This window comes from Dyadobacter sp. (assembly GCF_017744695.1).
Classification (GTDB): domain Bacteria; phylum Bacteroidota; class Bacteroidia; order Cytophagales; family Spirosomataceae; genus Dyadobacter.
The window spans coordinates 890,448-906,901 of record NZ_JAGIAS010000001.1 but is presented as its reverse complement, the minus strand read 5'-3'; the positions used below and the strand labels follow the sequence as shown (position 1 = coordinate 906,901).

Here is a 16,454-nt window from a genome sequence, read left to right as displayed (position 1 = left end):
TCAGCTCAGTTTGAGGATAGCAGCTGGCGGGGTCAGGAGAATTACGGATGGTTTTAACTGATATCGTCCGGTTCATGCCGAAATATACGTATTTTATAATACGAGAAATTACTTCTAATGTCAAATTGAAATCTTACTACAAGAAATCGTCACAGGCGTGGTATTTATTTGTGAAATAATTTCAACATTCCGACTACGCTGACTGACAGCACGATAAAAGTCAAAAGCCGCCCCGCTTGCCATAGGCAGCGATAGCGGCTTTTGATGATAAATGCTTGCTTGTAATATCCGGATTACCAGTATCGTTTGAGGCCCGTCATGTAGAGGTCGTACCCGCCTTTGCCCCCCGGCCGGTTCGATGAAAAGAGCATTAACCAGTAGTTGAAATTCGACAAGCGAGGGAGGACGGGACGGTACTCGTTATAGGATGAGTTGATCCGTGGCCCGGCATTGACCGGCGCCGACCATTTGCCGTTTTTATATTCCGAATAATAGATGTCTTCACCGCCCTGTCCGCCGGGGCGATCGGAAACGAACACCATCATGTCGTCCTGGATGTAGGGGCATTTGTCGTTGTAAGGGCCTGAGAGTTCTTCGACTTTTTTCAGATCGTATTGCGCGGGTGCTACTAGGCTTTCTATGGTAATATGTTCCGTACTTTTGCGCGGGATTTTTACTTCGTAAATGTCGAAGTTGCCATCGCGGTCGGAACAAAAGTACAGGCGGTCGCCCATCCAGGAAAAGGTAGGGTAGGCGTCATTTGCCGGTGAATTGAGGTATTCGACCGGTTCAGAACCCGAAGTACCGCGTTTGGCATATTTGATATCCATTTTACCTGAGGAGTCGTCCGCATAGAAAAGAAACAAATCGTCCTCTGCCCCACCAAAAGAATTAAGGTCGTCACGGAGTGAAATTAACCTGGGACCGTATACATTGAAATTACCGTTTGCTTTGTTAATGAGCTGTTCAGCATCATCGTAAAGGTCTCGGGAAAACACGGCTCCATTGGGCTTTCTGCCTTTTTTCAGACTTAATTTTTTGCTGTAATCCAAATAAGCACGTGTGTGTACCAGGTTTAGCAGATCCTTCCTGTCTCGTTTGGAAGAAAATACAAGATATGCTTCACCGTACCTGTTAAGCGGCAAGGAGGAGTTATAGTCGTCGTATTCAGAGTTAAATTCTTCCAGGTTAACGACGTCTGAAAGGAATTTGCCATCTTTTTTGTCCGGATCCATGCCCGGAGGCCAGCAACCGAATACCAGAAAGGGGACGATAACAGGCAGGAGCTTTCTCATAAACGAGCGGTTTAAGTTTGTCTACCGAGAGACACAATGGACTCTTGAAGCGTTGCGATGAAACTATTTTACTAATGTATCGCAATATTCAAGCAGCTGCGCGAGGTCTTGCTCTTTACCAAAATCAACGGAATTTTCCCTTAGGTACTGATCAATTTGCTTGCGGTAAGCCGGGTAGAGTTTCCTGACGCTGCCGGGGGTAGGAATGTAAAAGCGGTTGTTATTGTCGATCAGGTAATACGCTGTGCGGTAGGAGAATACGCCCTCCGCATTGGCATTGAGCTTTTTGGTGAATGCCGCCTGGTCGCTGGAATAGGAGCGGTAGGTGGTAACGGACGATGCCGTGTATGAAATGCCGTAAGGCCCGCCTTTCTCGGTGCCGATTCTGGCCAATACATCCCGTTTGCTCAGTAAAGCGCGTGTGTAGCTATGTAACACCTCGCTGTACCCGAAGCGCTTGTCGAACCGGTACGATTTTTCCCCGATCGTGATGTTTTTCAGGAGTGCCTGATCGATGATTTCCAGCGTATCCAGCTTCGCGTCGACAAAGAGAACATGCCCGCCGATGTAGTTGTAATTGAAGCGTGCCTGCGAGCGTTTGCCGTTGATAAACTCTGCCTGGCCTGCTGTGAACTGGCCGAACTGGTAGCGGCCGGCGTAGGGGATTACCTTGTCGGGATATTCTCCGGCTTTTACTTTGAATACCTTTTTTTGTTGCGCGTGAGCGAAATACGGGCAGGCTGCCAGCAGGGTGAGGAGCGTAATGACTATATTGTTTTTCATGAGCGTGGTTAAGGAGAGTTTAGTCTTTCAATTCAATCCATACCGGCGCGTGGTCGCTGGTCTTTTCCCAGCCGCGTACCTGCTTGTCTACGCCCGCGCCCATGAGCCTGGGTGCGAGTTGTGGGCTGAGCAGGAAGTGATCGATGCGCAAGCCGGCATTGCGTGCGAATGCATTCCGGAAATAATCCCAGAAGGTATAGATCTTTTCATTGGGATATAAGGTCCTGATGGCGTCGGTCCAGCCCTGGGCGGTCAGTTTGGCGAAAGCAGCACGGGTTTCGGGACGGAAAAGCGCATCGTCGACCCAGCTTTCGGGCTTGTAAACGTCTAGCTCGGTGGGCATTACGTTGAAATCGCCGGTGAGCAGCACTGGTTTTCCTGCTGCCAGGAGGCTTTCTGCATGGGCATGGAGGCGGTCGAACCAGCGGAGTTTGTAGTCAAATTTAGGGCCTGGCGCCGGGTTGCCGTTGGGCAGGTACAAGCCACCGATCGTCAATCCGGCGATTTCTGCTTCGATATAGCGGCTGTGAACATCTTCGGGGTCCCCGGGGAGAATGCGGCGGATTTCGCGGGGAAGGTCATGCCGCGAAAGGATCGCTACGCCATTCCAGCTTTTCTGTCCGTGCCAGATGGCCTTGTAGCCCGCTTCCAGAATGGCTTGTTCGGGGAATTTCTCTTGCGGAGCCTTCAATTCCTGCAAGCAAACAATATCCGGTGCGGTTTCACCTAGCCAGCGCAGCAGTACGGGTAATCTGCCGTTCACACCATTGACGTTATAAGTAGCGATTTTCATGATTTGACAGGATGGTTTAATAGGACAATGGCAACAGGATTACAAATGTCGTGCCCTTTCCGGGATTGACTTCCGCTTTGATGACACCCTTGTGGTTCCGCACGATTTTGCGGCAATAGGCCAACCCGACGCCCTCGCCCTGGCTGAACGAGCCGGTGGGCAGGCGGGCAAAAATATCGAATACTTTTTCGAGCTGGGCATCTTCTATTCCCACACCGTTATCTTCGACCCTGATTTCCACATAGGCCATTTGAAGCGGTTCGGGTAGCAGGTCGTCGATCTCGTGCAACGCCAGCTCGCGGCTGGTAATGCGAATGCGCGGCGGATTTTCGTGACCGGCGAATTTGACCGCATTGTCGAGTAATTGGAAAAAAAGTTGCTCCATTTGCTCCGGGATGGCCATGACCGAGGGCAGGCGGTCGGTTTCGACGATGATATTCCTGCGTTCGATCTGCGACATCAGTTGCGTGGTAACGTCGGCCAGTACGAGGTCCAGGTGGACCTGGGTAAATGCATTGCTGTTGCCCAGCCCCGAGAAGTCGGACAAATCCTTGATCATCATCGAAAACTGCCGGGCGCTGCTGCGAATCTTCACGGCAAGTTCCCTGGCCTTTTCGGCTTCGTCACGGTCGGTGGCGTTTACCAGCATATCGCTGAAAACCCGTAGCTTGCGAAGCGGTTCCTGCAAATTATGGCTCGAAATATGGCGGTACTGCCGTTTTTCGTCGTCCGACACGAGTAACTGCGCGGCCAGATCGTGCATGGCTGTACGCGTGCGCTCCATGAGCGAGAGGCTGTCGAGGTGAAAGGCCAGCAATTCGGCAAAAAGGTGGAACATCCCGATCACCCGCGGATTCTCTAACTGGTTCGGTCTGGGGTCGATGGCGAAGAGCGTCCCGAAAAACTCACCGCTCTTTAATCTGATCGGAAGTGAAATGTAACTTTTGAAGCCATATATCCGGGGTGTCGGATGTCCGCTGTAAAAATCGTTTTTATCCACATGATCGATCACCACCGCTTGCCCGCTGTCCCGTATTTCATTGCAGATCGTCGTCCCTATTTCCAACTCGTCACCGGGTTTCAGTCCGAAACCGATTTCGTCCTGCACACTGCAGGCGATCCAGCGGTCCTCGGTCACTCGCGCCACGGCTGCAAATCCCATGCCGGTTGAGCGACAGATTACTTCCAGCACAGTTCTGACGATCGGTATCTGGTTGACTTTTTCAACGTCGGCAAATAAAAAGTCGTCAGGCTGTGCCATTTTTTCCAGGTGGATAGCGGGTGGATTAGTAAATTTAGGTGCCGGGTCCCGGATAACCTAAACTTACTTCGTATGAAAATTTTCTTTCTTTCGCTGCTTATTGCAGTGGTGGCCTATGTGGTTGCGGCGGTAGGCGGGTATTATCTAATCACCAAATTGTCGTCGAATATCCACGATAAATCCATGGAGGCCACTATGACCGGGGCGTTCGTCTTCGGCCCCATTGCCGCTGTGATCGCGTTTATTGCCGCGTATTTGTACCTCCGTTCGCATTGAGCGTGGCCAGACGTTCCGCCAGCGAGGCAAAGGCTGCGGGCGGGGTTTGTCCCCAGCTTTTGAATTGCTTCGACTGGTAATCCACTGCCTGAAAAATATCCCAGCCGCTTTGTGTTTGGTAATGGGGATCGGCTCCGTGGTCGAGCATGACGTTGCAAATCTCCCACGCTTCGGCACTGGCTGCCGACAACAGCATGGATGTGACAATGACACGCTCGTCCTGCTGTGGCGGGATGACATTGGGATCGGCCCCGTGTTCGAGGAGCAGTCTTACTTTTTCTGTTTTGGTGGTGTCGGACCGGTCGCGGTGGATGGCCTGGAAGAGAATCGGCGTTCCTGTCCCGGCTTCGCGGGCATTAGCATCGGCGCCATGTTTGAGGAACCATTTCAGGATGGCAGGGTCGTAGTCGATTACCCTGAAATGCGTGGGGGAGTGCTTCGGATCGCCATTGTCGATTTGGGCCCCGTTTTTCAGCAGTACTTCAAAACATGCTATCAGTCGGGCCGGATCGGCTTCAAAGCCCTGTAAGGCTACAAAATCGAGCAAGGTCACTTGCTCCCGGCCGGTTTGGTTGAGCTCGGGTATAGGTTGGTCCATGTCTGCCCGAAGCTGTTCGGCGTTGAGCGCGGCTATGTCGGCAGCCAGTTTTTGCCTGGGAGCATCTTTGAAATAATAGGAACCGTTGGCGCGTGCGGTATCCGCGTCGGCCCAGCTGGCACTGCGCCATTTCTGTATGATCGGCGAAGCGATCAGCATCAAAAGGGCCATCACGGCCGGTGCAACGCTGAGTACCAACACCATAATGCGCGTAAACTGAAACGGCAGCAAGTTAATGGCGGCCAGTATCCCCAGCGGAATAAACAGCATGATCACGTAACCGCTGGCGATGCGGTCGTCGGAGGAACCGGATCGGGCAAACAGCAGCAATCCGATGAGTATTGCCGTGTAGAGGCCCAGAAGGCACCAGCTTACGAGAGTGATTGTTTTCATGCCGCGAAATTAGCCGGCCAGGGTTCTGCTCAGTGATTTGAAAATCAGCATTTACTTAGCGGCTATTATTTCCCGGACTGCGTGTCCCGGACTACGCGTCCCGGACTACGCGTCCCGGACTACGCGTCAATGTGCTGCGATAAATTCGTCGAGCATTTCCTTCACGGGGTGATAATAGATTTCCGCGCGACGGCTCGGGCGGATGTCCCAGCCGCGGTCGTAATTGACGATACAAGCCCCGATGAAGTTATTGGTAGCCTTCCTCACGGCCGGGTCCCAAATGGAGAGTTTGGAAATACGGCCCTTTTCCATGGCCGTTTTGGCTGGTGTTTTAAGGATTAATGCCGAAAACTCGTATTGGTTCACCGTTCCCGACACCCATACCGCACCTTCGATCTGGGGATCATTGCTTTGATCTTTTACTTTCGTACGGATCTGTGCCTGACTTTTCAGGGGGACGTCCGTTTTCTTGTTTTTCAGATAGGCATCGATGGCGCGCATAGCATGCTCCGCCGGGTCGACCCCGTCGAACTCGCTGAGTTCGTATAACCTTTTGATTTGAAAGTCAGTAAGTTGTATGTGTTTTCGGTAGACTTTTTGCTTCACCATAACCCTTCTAAGTAGCGCACATTCAAACATACACAGCTTCCGGGACGGATTCAATGGCTTGCCTGCTTTTTGTGCCTGAGGGATAGAAATTTGGATTTATACCGATTCTTGATAAGCCGTCGGCTATCTGTTGTTGTTTCGAAGTGGTTTCAAACCGTTGCGGTTATCGGGTAGTAATGTTGGGTTATTGTATTTGAATAGTACAATATATACTTCGATTGTTTTTTAATTTTAAAGTAAAAGTAAATAATCGAAAATGTGTCTGTTTTACACTAATGTGCACTCGGGTAGAACATCTACTACCCGCTGCAAACGTTCCCGGTATCGTGTGCAGAAATAAATCTTGCAAAATGTTTGGGGGAATCGAAGGGTGCAAATAGACTTGATCGTGGTTTCAATTGGACTTTATCAATGAGAACCGACGATTGTCTTGAAATAGTTATATTCTAAATGACTCAATTACATGAGAAAACCACTTCTACTCATCTTCACCCTGCTGCTGGCGGCTTTGGCCGCTCATGCGCAGAATCGCGTACTGAAAGGGGTTGTGATCGATGGCGTTTCGAAGGAACCGATGCCAGGGGTTTCGATCCTTATTTCGGGGACCAATTCGGGAACGGCTACCGACGCCGAGGGGAGATTTGCATTGAATGTGCCGGAAAGCGGCGCCAGCGTGATCATCAGCTATGTCGGGTTTGTGAAACAAACGATCGATGTAGCCAACCGGGGTTCGCTCACGGTCGTGCTCGAACCGGACGTGAAAGCACTCGAAGATGTGGTGGTGGTAGGTTACGGCGAACAAAAACGCTCGCATCTGACGGGCGCAGTGGCGACAGTCAAAATGAAGGATGTCGACGAGCTGCCCGTGGGGGACATTTCTTCCGCATTGGTGGGGAAGCTGCCGGGCGTCAATATTTCGGGCGGTACGGCACGGCCGGGCACGCCTGCGTCTATTGTGATCCGTAACCCGACGAAAGCATCCAAAGACGGCGGCAGCAATTCACCGCTTTACATTATCGACGACGTGATCCGTTCGGAAGCGGATTTTCAGCTGCTGGATGCCTCCGAGATCGAAAACCTGTCGATCCTGAAAGATGGTGCAGCCGCCGTGTATGGCGCACGTGCGGCATTGGGCGTAGTGGTGGTGCGTACGAAGCGTGGGAAAGCAGGCAAGCCGACCGTCAGCTACACGACCACCGTGGGTGTTTCGGATGCGGCGTATAAATCCAAAATGATGAATGGCGTCCAGCTGGCGACTTACCTGAACGACTTCAACCGCAGCCGCGGCCTGGCTGCCAACGATCCGGAGTATTACTCGGCCGACGAGCTGGAATATTTCAAAAACAACAATAACAACTGGTTCGACATGGCCTGGAAACCTTCGCTGAACACCCGCCACGCGGTGAATATCAGCGGCGGTACCGAAAGGGCGACTTTCTTCGCAGGCGCCACCTATTTCGCACAGAACGGGAATGTTGATAATATCAGCTACAAGAAATGGAACTTTCGCGCGAGCACGGACGTGAACGTGACGAAGCATATTAAAGTAGGTTTGGGGGTAAGCGGTAACCTGTCCGATAACAAGCTGTTTTACCTCAAACAAGGCGGAGAGAATGTAGAAAAGGACGTAACCAACCTCCTCAATACGCCGCAATTTATCCCGCCTTACGTGGATGGCTTGCCGGTGTTACTGCCGGGCGGCTCGGGTTCGACGGGTTTCCATTTCTTCGAGGCACAAAAGCTGAACAACTACACCCGCTCCCGCAATGTGGTACTGAATGTAAATGCATACCTGGAATATAACGTGCCTTTCATCCGCGGTCTGAAACTCCGCACGGTGTACAACAAGAATCTCGGCAACGACTGGGGCAAGCAGTTCGGTACCTATTATAAAGTGTACGGCTTCTCGATGCTCGGCGAAAACAAGCACATTTTCGGTGGTACGCCCAATGCGCCGACCCGCCTGAACAACGGCGACCGCCTGCGCTTCAACCCCGGCTATACCGATGGCTATCAGCTCAACTTCAACCTGAGCTATGCCCGCGATTTCGGACGCCATTCAGTGAGCGCATTGGCGCTCGTGGAGCAATCGGAGATTTATACCGAAAGTATTGCTACCATGAAGGAAGGGATTTTCGAAGGCGGTAACGATTACCTGATGTCGGCATTCGGCGCGAAGGACATTGGCCCGAATGCGGCTAATGAGAGTGGTATCCTTTCTTATGTAGGCCGTTTGAATTACTCCTTCGCCGACCGTTACCTTTTTGAAGTTTCTTTCCGCCGCGATGCCTCCACGAAATTTGCACCGGAATATCGCTGGGGAACATTCCCGCAGCTTTCGGCAGGGTGGGTGATGTCGGAAGAAAGATTTTTTCGTGAAAAATTACCTTTCATCAACAACCTGAAACTACGTGCGTCGATCGGCTTCCTGGGCGGCGACCGCACGGCGGCCTGGCAATGGCTGCAACGTTACACGCCGCAGGCTTCCAATGGCGCGGTATTCGGCGGCAATAGCGATCGCACCGTGGGTATCAAGCTCGAAAAGCTGCCTAATTACTACGGCCGCTGGGATGATGTGACTAAAAAGAATGTCGGTATCGACGCGTCGTTCCTCAATAACCGCCTGTCGACGACCATCGATGCCTACCACGACCACGGTTATAACCTGCTGACGACCCTCGCCTCGTCCGTACCATTGACGATCGGTTCGGTAATGCCGGCCGAGAATTACGAAACCGTGAACTCGTTCGGTCTGGAATTCGCGACCGGGTGGAGCGACCGTATCGGCAAGAATATCGATTACAACATCGGCGCATTCCTTGCATGGAGCGACAACAAGAACATTCTCGTGGACGTGGCTACCACCAACCGTGGCAGCTGGCAGGATCCTACGGGCCGGTCGAGCGACCGCGGGTTGCAGGGGTACCGCTACCTGGGCATGTTCCGCTCGCAGGAAGAAGTGGACCGTTACCTCGAAAAGAACCCCGATTACACCATTATGGGTTACGCTCCGAAGCCGGGGATGCTTTACTACCAGGATATCCGCGGCCCGCGCCAGACCGATGGCAGCTATGCCGCTCCGGATGGCAAGATCACAGAGGATGACCAGGAATACCTGACCAAAAAAGAGAACAACCATTACACATTCGGTCTGTCGTTCGGGTTCGGGTTCAAAGGGTTTAAAGTGGATGTCGTAACCGCCGGTTCCTTCGGCGGGCAGGGCATTGTGGATGGCGATGCGCGTAAGAAAGCGGCAAAGGACGTTTCCCGTCCCGTTTTCTGGGCCGACCATTACACACCTGAAAACCCGAATGCGAAATATCCGGACCCTTACTGGGAGGAGACCTACTCCATGGTGTCGTCATTCTGGTTCCGCAATGCATTTGCCTTCAATATGCGAAGCCTCAACGTGTCGTACCAGTTGAGCCAGAATGTGGCTAAAAGGCTCGGGATCAGTTCGGCGAAAATCATCGGCGTAGGCATGAACCCGATTACTTTCTTCAACCCGTACGACTACAAAGCAGCCTCGGGTGCGTACAACGTGTACCCGCAAATGCGCACGTGGTCACTGGGGTTAAACCTTACACTCTAAAAATCGGTACAGCGATGAAAAAGCATTGGATAATAGCAGCATTCCTCGGTCTGGCATTGACCAGCTGCGAAAATATATTGGACAAAACCGACCTTTCCGCCTTTAACGAGGAGCAGGTTTTTAATGATACCCTGTTGGCAAAAGGTTATGTGGATTATGTGTATGACCAAAATCTGCCCACCTGGCCGACGGGCGATTTCCTGAAATGCACCGACGAAATCGGAGGTGAAAGCCGGTTTTTCGAAGGTACTGTGCAGGTGAATACCGTGCAGGATTTCGGGATCGGGGTGAATGCGACGAATAATTACGGTAAGCTTCGGTCAATCAATCAGTTTCTGGTCAAGTTGCCGGCAGGGTCATTGAGTGAAGACGCCAAAAAACGCCTGATGGGGCAAGTGACGTTTTTCCGCGCTTTTCGTTATTGGGACCTGGTGCAGCTTTACGGCGGCGTGCCGATGGTGCTCGAACCGCTCGAAGGCGTGGGCGAACAAGCCAAGGAGGAAGCGGCCATCCCGCGTAGCAGCACTTCCGAAAGCGTTGCGCTTATCGTAAAAGACCTCGATTACAGCATTGCCAACCTGCCGGGCCGCTGGGGCAATACCAACGACTGGGGCCGCATTACCAGCGGTGCCGCGGCTGGCTTCAAAGGCCGTATTCTCCTGCACTATGCGAGCCCGCAGCATAATCCCAACGACCTGGCCGAGCGCTGGCAGGCGGCCTATGATGCCAACAAAAAGGCGATCGAGCTGCTTTCCGCGAATGGTTTTAAACTCCATAGCAGTTTCAGCGATTTGTGGTTCCAGGAGGTGAATAACCCCGAGGCTGTTTGGGTAGTATGTTACAACAACAAAGTGGGGGACCAGATCAACAAGAACATGACCTGGGACAATGGCACCCGCCCTTCATACCTGGGCACAGGCGGCGGCTCCAACCAACCTACCTGGGAAATCGCGCAGGCATTTCCGATGAAGAATGGCAGGAATATCGAGGAAAAAGGCTCTGGCTACGATGCGCAGCTCTTTTATAAAAACCGCGACCCGCGCTTCAACCAGACCATCGCATTCAACGGCGCTACCTGGGCTATCAATGGTAATACGAACTACCGCCTGTGGACCTATTTTGTCAACAATAAAACCGTGGAGCAGAAAGCGACCTCCACCGGTTTCTACTGCCGCAAAGCCATCGATCCCAACCTGCCAGCAGGCTCCGTCGCGAATGCGGGTACCGACTGGATCGAAATGCGCTATGCCGAGGTTATGCTCAATCTGGCCGAAGCCGCCTGTGGCGTGAACAAGCTGGACGAGGCCTATTCGCAACTGACGGCGCTTCGCAAACGGGCCGGTATCGAAGCGGGTGCGGATGGTTACTATGGTTTGAACCCCAATATGACACGGGCCGAAATGTTCGAAGCCATTTTGCATGAAAGACAAGTGGAGTTGGCATTCGAAGGCAAGCGTTTCTACGACCTGCGCCGATGGAAGAAATTTGAAACCGTTCTGAATGGCAAGAGCCGCAACGGCGTCACGATTAACCTGAAAGCATCTGCCCCCGAAGATTTCGCGGCGAAACGTGACGGCATGAACCTGGATTCGGTTTACAAAAATTACATGGAAATCGTGCCTAAGAAGCTGGATACCAAATACCTCGTAAACTGGAAGCCGGAGTATTATTTCTTCGCCATCCCGCAGCAGGCGTTGACCAACAACCCTCGCCTCGAACAGAACATTGGCTGGCCTTCGGGCACATTCGATCCATTGAAATAAATGTAAGATGTCAGTCTGAGCGGACGGGGCCGCCCGGCGGTCGAAGACAGTCTGAACTGCGACATTACACATGCCCTTCGACTCCGCTCAGGGTGACATTAAATGAACATCTACTAATTCATAGACTTAAATTGAAAATGATTCCTATCCCAAAACATTCGCTCCAACTAGCGCTGGCCGGTTTGCTTTTCAGCTCGGCGGCATTCGCCCAGTACCCGAAAATCCCGGCAGCAGCGAAGAAAACAAGCGACTCGCTTCTCGCGGAGGCCGAGCGCAAGTCGGAAATTGCGTGGCAGAAGGCGTTGCCCATTATTGAAGCCGAAGCAAAAAAGGGTAAACCCTACATTCCCTGGGCGGCACGTCCGGTGGATTTGCCGCAATCAGATATCCCCGCATTCCCGGGTGCCGAGGGCGGTGGCGCATTCAGTTTCGGTGGTCGCGGCGGAAAGGTGTATGTGGTGAAAAGCCTGGCCGACAGCGGCCCGGGTACGCTGCGTGATGCCTGCGAACAAGGCGGGGCGCGCATTATCGTGTTCAATGTCGCAGGTATTATTCGACTGAAAACGCCGCTCATTATCCGTGCGCCTTACATTACGATTGCAGGGCAGACGGCTCCCGGCGACGGGGTTTGTGTGGCGGGTGAGAGTGTTTGGATCAATACGCACGACGTCGTGATCCGGCATATGCGGTTCCGCCGGGGCGAAACGTTCGTGGGCCGTCGCGACGATTCCATCGGCGGTAACCCGATCGGCAATATTATGATCGACCACGTGTCGGCGAGCTGGGGGTTGGATGAAAACATGTCGATGTATCGGCATATGTACAACGACAGCACCGGCACGCAGGAGCAGAAGCTCCCGACTGTCAATATCACGATCCAGAACTCGATTTTCTCCGAAACACTCGATACCTGGAACCACGCATTCGGCAGCACATTGGGTGGTGAGAACTGCACGTTCATGCGTAACCTCTGGGCGAACAATGCCGGCCGTAACCCGTCGATCGGCTGGTTCGGGATATTCAATTTTGTGAATAACGTGGTGTTCAACTGGGTACACCGCTCTATCGACGGCGGCGACTATCGCGCGATGTACAATATCGTGAACAACTATTTCAAACCGGGCCCGGAAACGCCGAAGGATTCGCCGATCGGCTACCGTATCCTGAAACCGGAAGCGGGGCGCAGCAAATTGAAATACCAGGTCTACGGACGCGCTTACGTGAATGGAAACATCATGGAAGGTTACGACAAGGTCACCAAAAACAACTGGGATGGCGGTGTGCAGGTGGAAGACCAGCCCAATGCCGGCAAGTACACCGAGAATATCAGATGGCACGAACCGCTACCGATGCCCCAATTCCCGATCATGACCGCGAAGGAATCGTTCGATTACGTGATCGCGAATGCAGGCGCCACGCTCCCGCGACGCGACCCCGTGGATGCGCGCGTAACCACACAGGTACGTACAGGAAAGATCAATCCGCTGGATAATGTAAAATTGCCGGAGAAGCAATTCGAGCATCGCCGCTTGCCGATCGATTCCTACAAAAACGGCATTATCACCGACATTTCGCAGGTAGGAGGGTACCCCGAATACAAGGGCACGCCTTACGCCGATTCGGATGACGACGGTATGCCAAACGACTGGGAGATCAAATACGGTCTCAACCCGAAAGACCCGTCGGATGCGCAGAAAGACATGAGCGGGGATGGTTATTCCAATATCGAGAAATTCATCAACGGCATTGATCCGAAGAAGAAGATGGATTGGAAAAACCCTAAAAATAACCACGATACCCTGGCGTCGCTGAAAAGCGGTCAAAAATAGTACTCCATTGAACAGACTGAGAAACTTGGTTAAGGTGATGAAATTCGATACGATCCTGTCGCTGGCAGGATTGTATTTTCTTTTGGTACCCATGGCTTTTGGGCAAAAGAAACCTAAAAAACCTTCGCCGGTTGCATTGGCCGAAGATGGGCGACTGGCCTACGCATCCGATTCGCTGGGCAACCGCATCGTGGATTTCTCGTACGCGGGCTACATGGCCGGCGCGCAGGCGATCCCGGACGCGCCCATACGCGTAACCGTGCCCGCCCGCGAGGGCGACGCGACGGCGCGCATTCAGGCGGCGATCGACTATGTGGGTTCACTGCCGTTGGATGCGAATGGTTTGCGCGGCGCAGTGTTGCTCGGTGCCGGTACGCATAGGGTTTTGTCGGGTATAGTCATTAAAAAGTCAGGTGTTGTCATTCGTGGGGCGGGAATGGGTAATGGGGGGACGGTATTGCTCGGCGACGGGCGTACGCGGGAGACGGTGATCCGTGTTTTGGGTGAAAATAATGTGGTATTAAAACCTAAACTGCGCATTGCAGATGCCTATGTGCCGGTGAATGGGATGCGTTTGGAGGTGGAAAATGCAGGTTCCCTCAAAGTCGGTGACCGCGTCCGTATTGTGCGTCCATCCACCGCGGAATGGATTAAAATGTTAAAAATGCAGGAGTTCGGCGGAGAAACCGGCTGGCTCGGCTGGAAACCGGGGCAGCGCGATATAACGTGGGACCGGATCATTACTGCCCTTTCAGGCAATAGCATTACCGTCGACGCACCTGTCAGCACTGCCTTGGACGCGAAGTTTGGCGGCGGGTTTGTGGTGCCTTATCGATGGGATGGAAGGATTAGTCATGTGGGTATTGAAAACCTGCGGATCGAGTCGACTTTTGACCCCCAAAACCTGAAAGACGAGAACCATCGCTGGATGGGCATTACTTTCGAAAACGTTGAAAATGCGTGGGTGAGACAGATGACGTTCAGGCATCTGGCCGGCTCGGCCGTGGCCGTTTACGAATCGGCTTCGAAGGTTACCGTGGAGGATTGCAAATCGCTGGAACCGGTTTCGGAAATCGCCGGGCAGAGACGGAATACGTTTTTTACGCAAGGCGGGCAGACGCTTTTTCTACGCTGCTATGCCGAAAATGGATTGCATGATTTTGCGACAGGTTACGTGGCACCCGGCCCGAATGCATTTGTGCAATGCGAATCGCACTTGCCAAACGGTTTCAGCGGGGCGATCGACAGCTGGGCTTCCGGCGTGTTGTTCGATATCGTGAATGTCGATGGGAACGCATTGCTTTTTCAAAACAGGGGCCAGGATGGACAGGGAGCGGGTTGGACGGCCGCTAACTCGGTATTCTGGCAATGCTCGGCGTCACGGATCGAAAACTTTGCCCCGCCGGGAGCGCAAAACTTTGCGTTCGGTGCGTGGGCGGCTTTTGCCGGAGATGGTTTTTGGGAGAATGTGAATGAGCACATCCAGCCACGGAGCCTCTATTTCGCACAACTGGCTGAGCGGCTGGGGGATCAGATTTTGGCCAAATCGTTCCTGGTACCCAATGAAACCGAGGCGTCCAGCAGCCCTAGCCTTGCGCAGGCGGCCGAATTGGTGGAAGGTTCGCATCAGCCGTCCATTTTACTCGCCGACTGGATCGACCAGGCCGCGCAGCGTAACCCCATTCCAGTGGCTGTTGCCGCGGAGGTCTCCTCCGTGGTTTCGTTCGTCAAATCCATTGATGAAATCGGTTTTAATCCAACAAAAAACACTGCCACGCTACCTGCATTGACGATCCGCAACGGGCGATTGGTACGCGGCAATGAACTGGTTACCGGCGCGCGGCACGAGGTGCCCTGGTGGCGCGGCAGCATCCGTCCGCACGACGTGAGCGCCGCCAAACCGCACATTACCCGCTACGTGCCGGGCCGCGTGGGCAAAGGCTTCACCGACGATTTGCAGGAAATGACGGACTCGTTGCAAAAACAGCATATTACCGTCGTAGACCATAACTACGGCCTCTGGTACGACCGCCGGCGCGACGACCACGAGCGGATCCGCCGCATCGACGGGGAGACCTGGCCGCCGTTTTACGAGCAGCCATTTGCGAGAAGCGGAAAAGACGCAGCCTGGGACGATCTCAGCAAATACGATTTGCTGCACTATAATGAATGGTATTGGAATCGCCTGCGCGATTTTGTGTCGCTGGCCGATCAGAAAGGACTTATACTCTATCACCAAAACTATTTCCAGCACAACATTCTCGAAGCGGGTGCGCATTACGCGGATTTCCCCTGGCGGACCGCCAACAATGTGAACCAAACGGGCTTCCCCGAGCCGCCTCCTTACGCCGGCGACAAGCGGATTTTCATAGCGGACCAGTTTTATGACATCAGTAATCCGGAGCGGAAGGCCCTGCACCGGGCTTACATCCGGCAATGTCTGGACAATTTCGCGGATCAGAGCGGGGTCGTCCAGTTCATCAGCGCGGAGTATACTGGTCCGTTGCATTTTGTGCAGTTCTGGCTGGATGTGATTGGCGAATGGGAACGGGAGAGGGGCAAAAATGCTTTGGTAGGATTGAGTACGACCAAAGATGTGCAGGACGCGATCCTGGGCGATGCGAAATACGCCGCGTTGGTCGACATTATCGACATCCGCTATTGGCACCGCCGTGAAAATGGTACCGACTATGCGCCGGAGGGTGGTAGAAATCTGGCCCCGCGGCAGCATGCACGCATTCAGAAGACCGGGAAAGTGTCGTTCGGTTCAGTGTACAGCGCCGTTTTGGAATACAAAAAGAAATATCCCGAAAAAGCGGTGCTTTATAATGCGAATGGTGCCGGGCAAAATGCGTGGGCGGTGTTCCTGGCTGGTGGGTCGGTGAGCGCGGTACCACCTTTGCCGAAAGGTTTTTTGGAAGCGGCTTCGGCCATGGAGCCTGTGGAGATGAAAGGGCAGTCGGAAGGTAAAGGGCAGCCGCAGGATAGCCGAATATATGCTTTGACCAAAGCAGGAGAGGGGTTAATCATTTATCGGGAAGGTAATGCGGCTTTGCAAGCGGATCTGACACAGTTCAATGGTAGTTATCAAATGCAGCGTATCAATGCACGTACGGGCGCTGTTTTGGGTAAATCTGAAAAAATTAAAGGAGGAAAACTGGTTCCATTGTCTTCCCAAGAGGCTGGGCCGGTGATTTATTGGTTTTCGAAAAAGTAATGGGGTATTTAAAAATTGGTTTTGGAATAATATGCGCCGGACTAC

Annotated in this window: 11 protein-coding genes; 5 read left to right on the top strand and 6 right to left on the bottom strand. The window is 53.0% G+C overall.

What is annotated here, in order from left to right:
* Positions 1–293: 293 nt before the first annotated feature.
* The 4 genes from J7619_RS03475 to J7619_RS03460 all read right to left on the bottom strand — a co-directional run bounded on the left by J7619_RS03475 (position 294) and on the right by J7619_RS03460 (position 4,132).
* Positions 294–1,295: a hypothetical protein gene (locus J7619_RS03475; RefSeq protein ID WP_291194076.1), complete on the bottom strand. Its 1,002-nt coding sequence runs from the start codon at positions 1,293–1,295 to the stop codon at positions 294–296.
* Between the two features lie 63 nt (positions 1,296–1,358).
* On the bottom strand, positions 1,359–2,078 hold the full coding sequence (locus J7619_RS03470; RefSeq protein WP_291194073.1) for a hypothetical protein: 720 nt from the start codon (positions 2,076–2,078) through the stop codon (positions 1,359–1,361).
* Positions 2,079–2,097: 19 nt separating this feature from the next.
* Positions 2,098–2,871, bottom strand: a complete 774-nt coding sequence (gene xth / locus J7619_RS03465) for an exodeoxyribonuclease III (protein ID WP_291194070.1) — start codon at positions 2,869–2,871, stop codon at positions 2,098–2,100.
* A gap of 16 nt (positions 2,872–2,887) precedes the next feature.
* Entirely contained in the window at positions 2,888–4,132 is a 1,245-nt protein-coding gene (locus tag J7619_RS03460; RefSeq protein ID WP_291194067.1) for an ATP-binding protein, read from the bottom strand.
* Positions 4,133–4,204: 72 nt separating this feature from the next.
* Between J7619_RS03460 and J7619_RS03455 the strand changes: the two genes are divergently transcribed.
* The gene (locus J7619_RS03455; RefSeq protein ID WP_291194064.1) at positions 4,205–4,408 is read left to right on the top strand and encodes a hypothetical protein; all 204 of its coding nucleotides are present in this window, start codon (positions 4,205–4,207) and stop codon (positions 4,406–4,408) included.
* Here J7619_RS03455 and J7619_RS03450 read toward each other — a convergent pair.
* Together J7619_RS03450 and J7619_RS03445 are read right to left on the bottom strand one after the other, a co-directional pair.
* On the bottom strand, positions 4,374–5,399 hold the full coding sequence (locus tag J7619_RS03450; protein WP_291194061.1) for an ankyrin repeat domain-containing protein: 1,026 nt from the start codon (positions 5,397–5,399) through the stop codon (positions 4,374–4,376). The two genes, J7619_RS03455 and J7619_RS03450, sit on opposite strands and share 35 nt — an antisense overlap.
* Before the next feature lie 126 nt (positions 5,400–5,525).
* Entirely contained in the window at positions 5,526–6,008 is a 483-nt protein-coding gene (locus tag J7619_RS03445) for a hypothetical protein (protein WP_291194058.1), read from the bottom strand.
* A 463-nt stretch (positions 6,009–6,471) separates the two neighbouring features.
* On the opposite strand from J7619_RS03445, the gene J7619_RS03440 reads away from it, so the two are divergent.
* The 4 genes from J7619_RS03440 (at position 6,472) to J7619_RS03425 (ending at position 16,409) form a co-directional block, all read left to right on the top strand.
* Positions 6,472–9,600, top strand: a complete 3,129-nt coding sequence (locus tag J7619_RS03440; RefSeq protein ID WP_291194055.1) for a SusC/RagA family TonB-linked outer membrane protein — start codon at positions 6,472–6,474, stop codon at positions 9,598–9,600.
* Between the two features lie 14 nt (positions 9,601–9,614).
* Positions 9,615–11,363, top strand: coding sequence for a RagB/SusD family nutrient uptake outer membrane protein (locus J7619_RS03435; protein ID WP_291194053.1), 1,749 nt, complete (start codon positions 9,615–9,617; stop codon positions 11,361–11,363).
* A 137-nt stretch (positions 11,364–11,500) separates the two neighbouring features.
* Complete coding sequence (locus J7619_RS03430) at positions 11,501–13,192, top strand: polysaccharide lyase family 1 protein (RefSeq protein WP_291194050.1); 1,692 nt, start codon at positions 11,501–11,503, stop codon at positions 13,190–13,192.
* 7 nt (positions 13,193–13,199) lie between these two features.
* Complete coding sequence (locus tag J7619_RS03425) at positions 13,200–16,409, top strand: DUF6298 domain-containing protein (RefSeq protein WP_291194047.1); 3,210 nt, start codon at positions 13,200–13,202, stop codon at positions 16,407–16,409.
* The last annotated feature ends 45 nt before the right edge of the window (positions 16,410–16,454 follow it).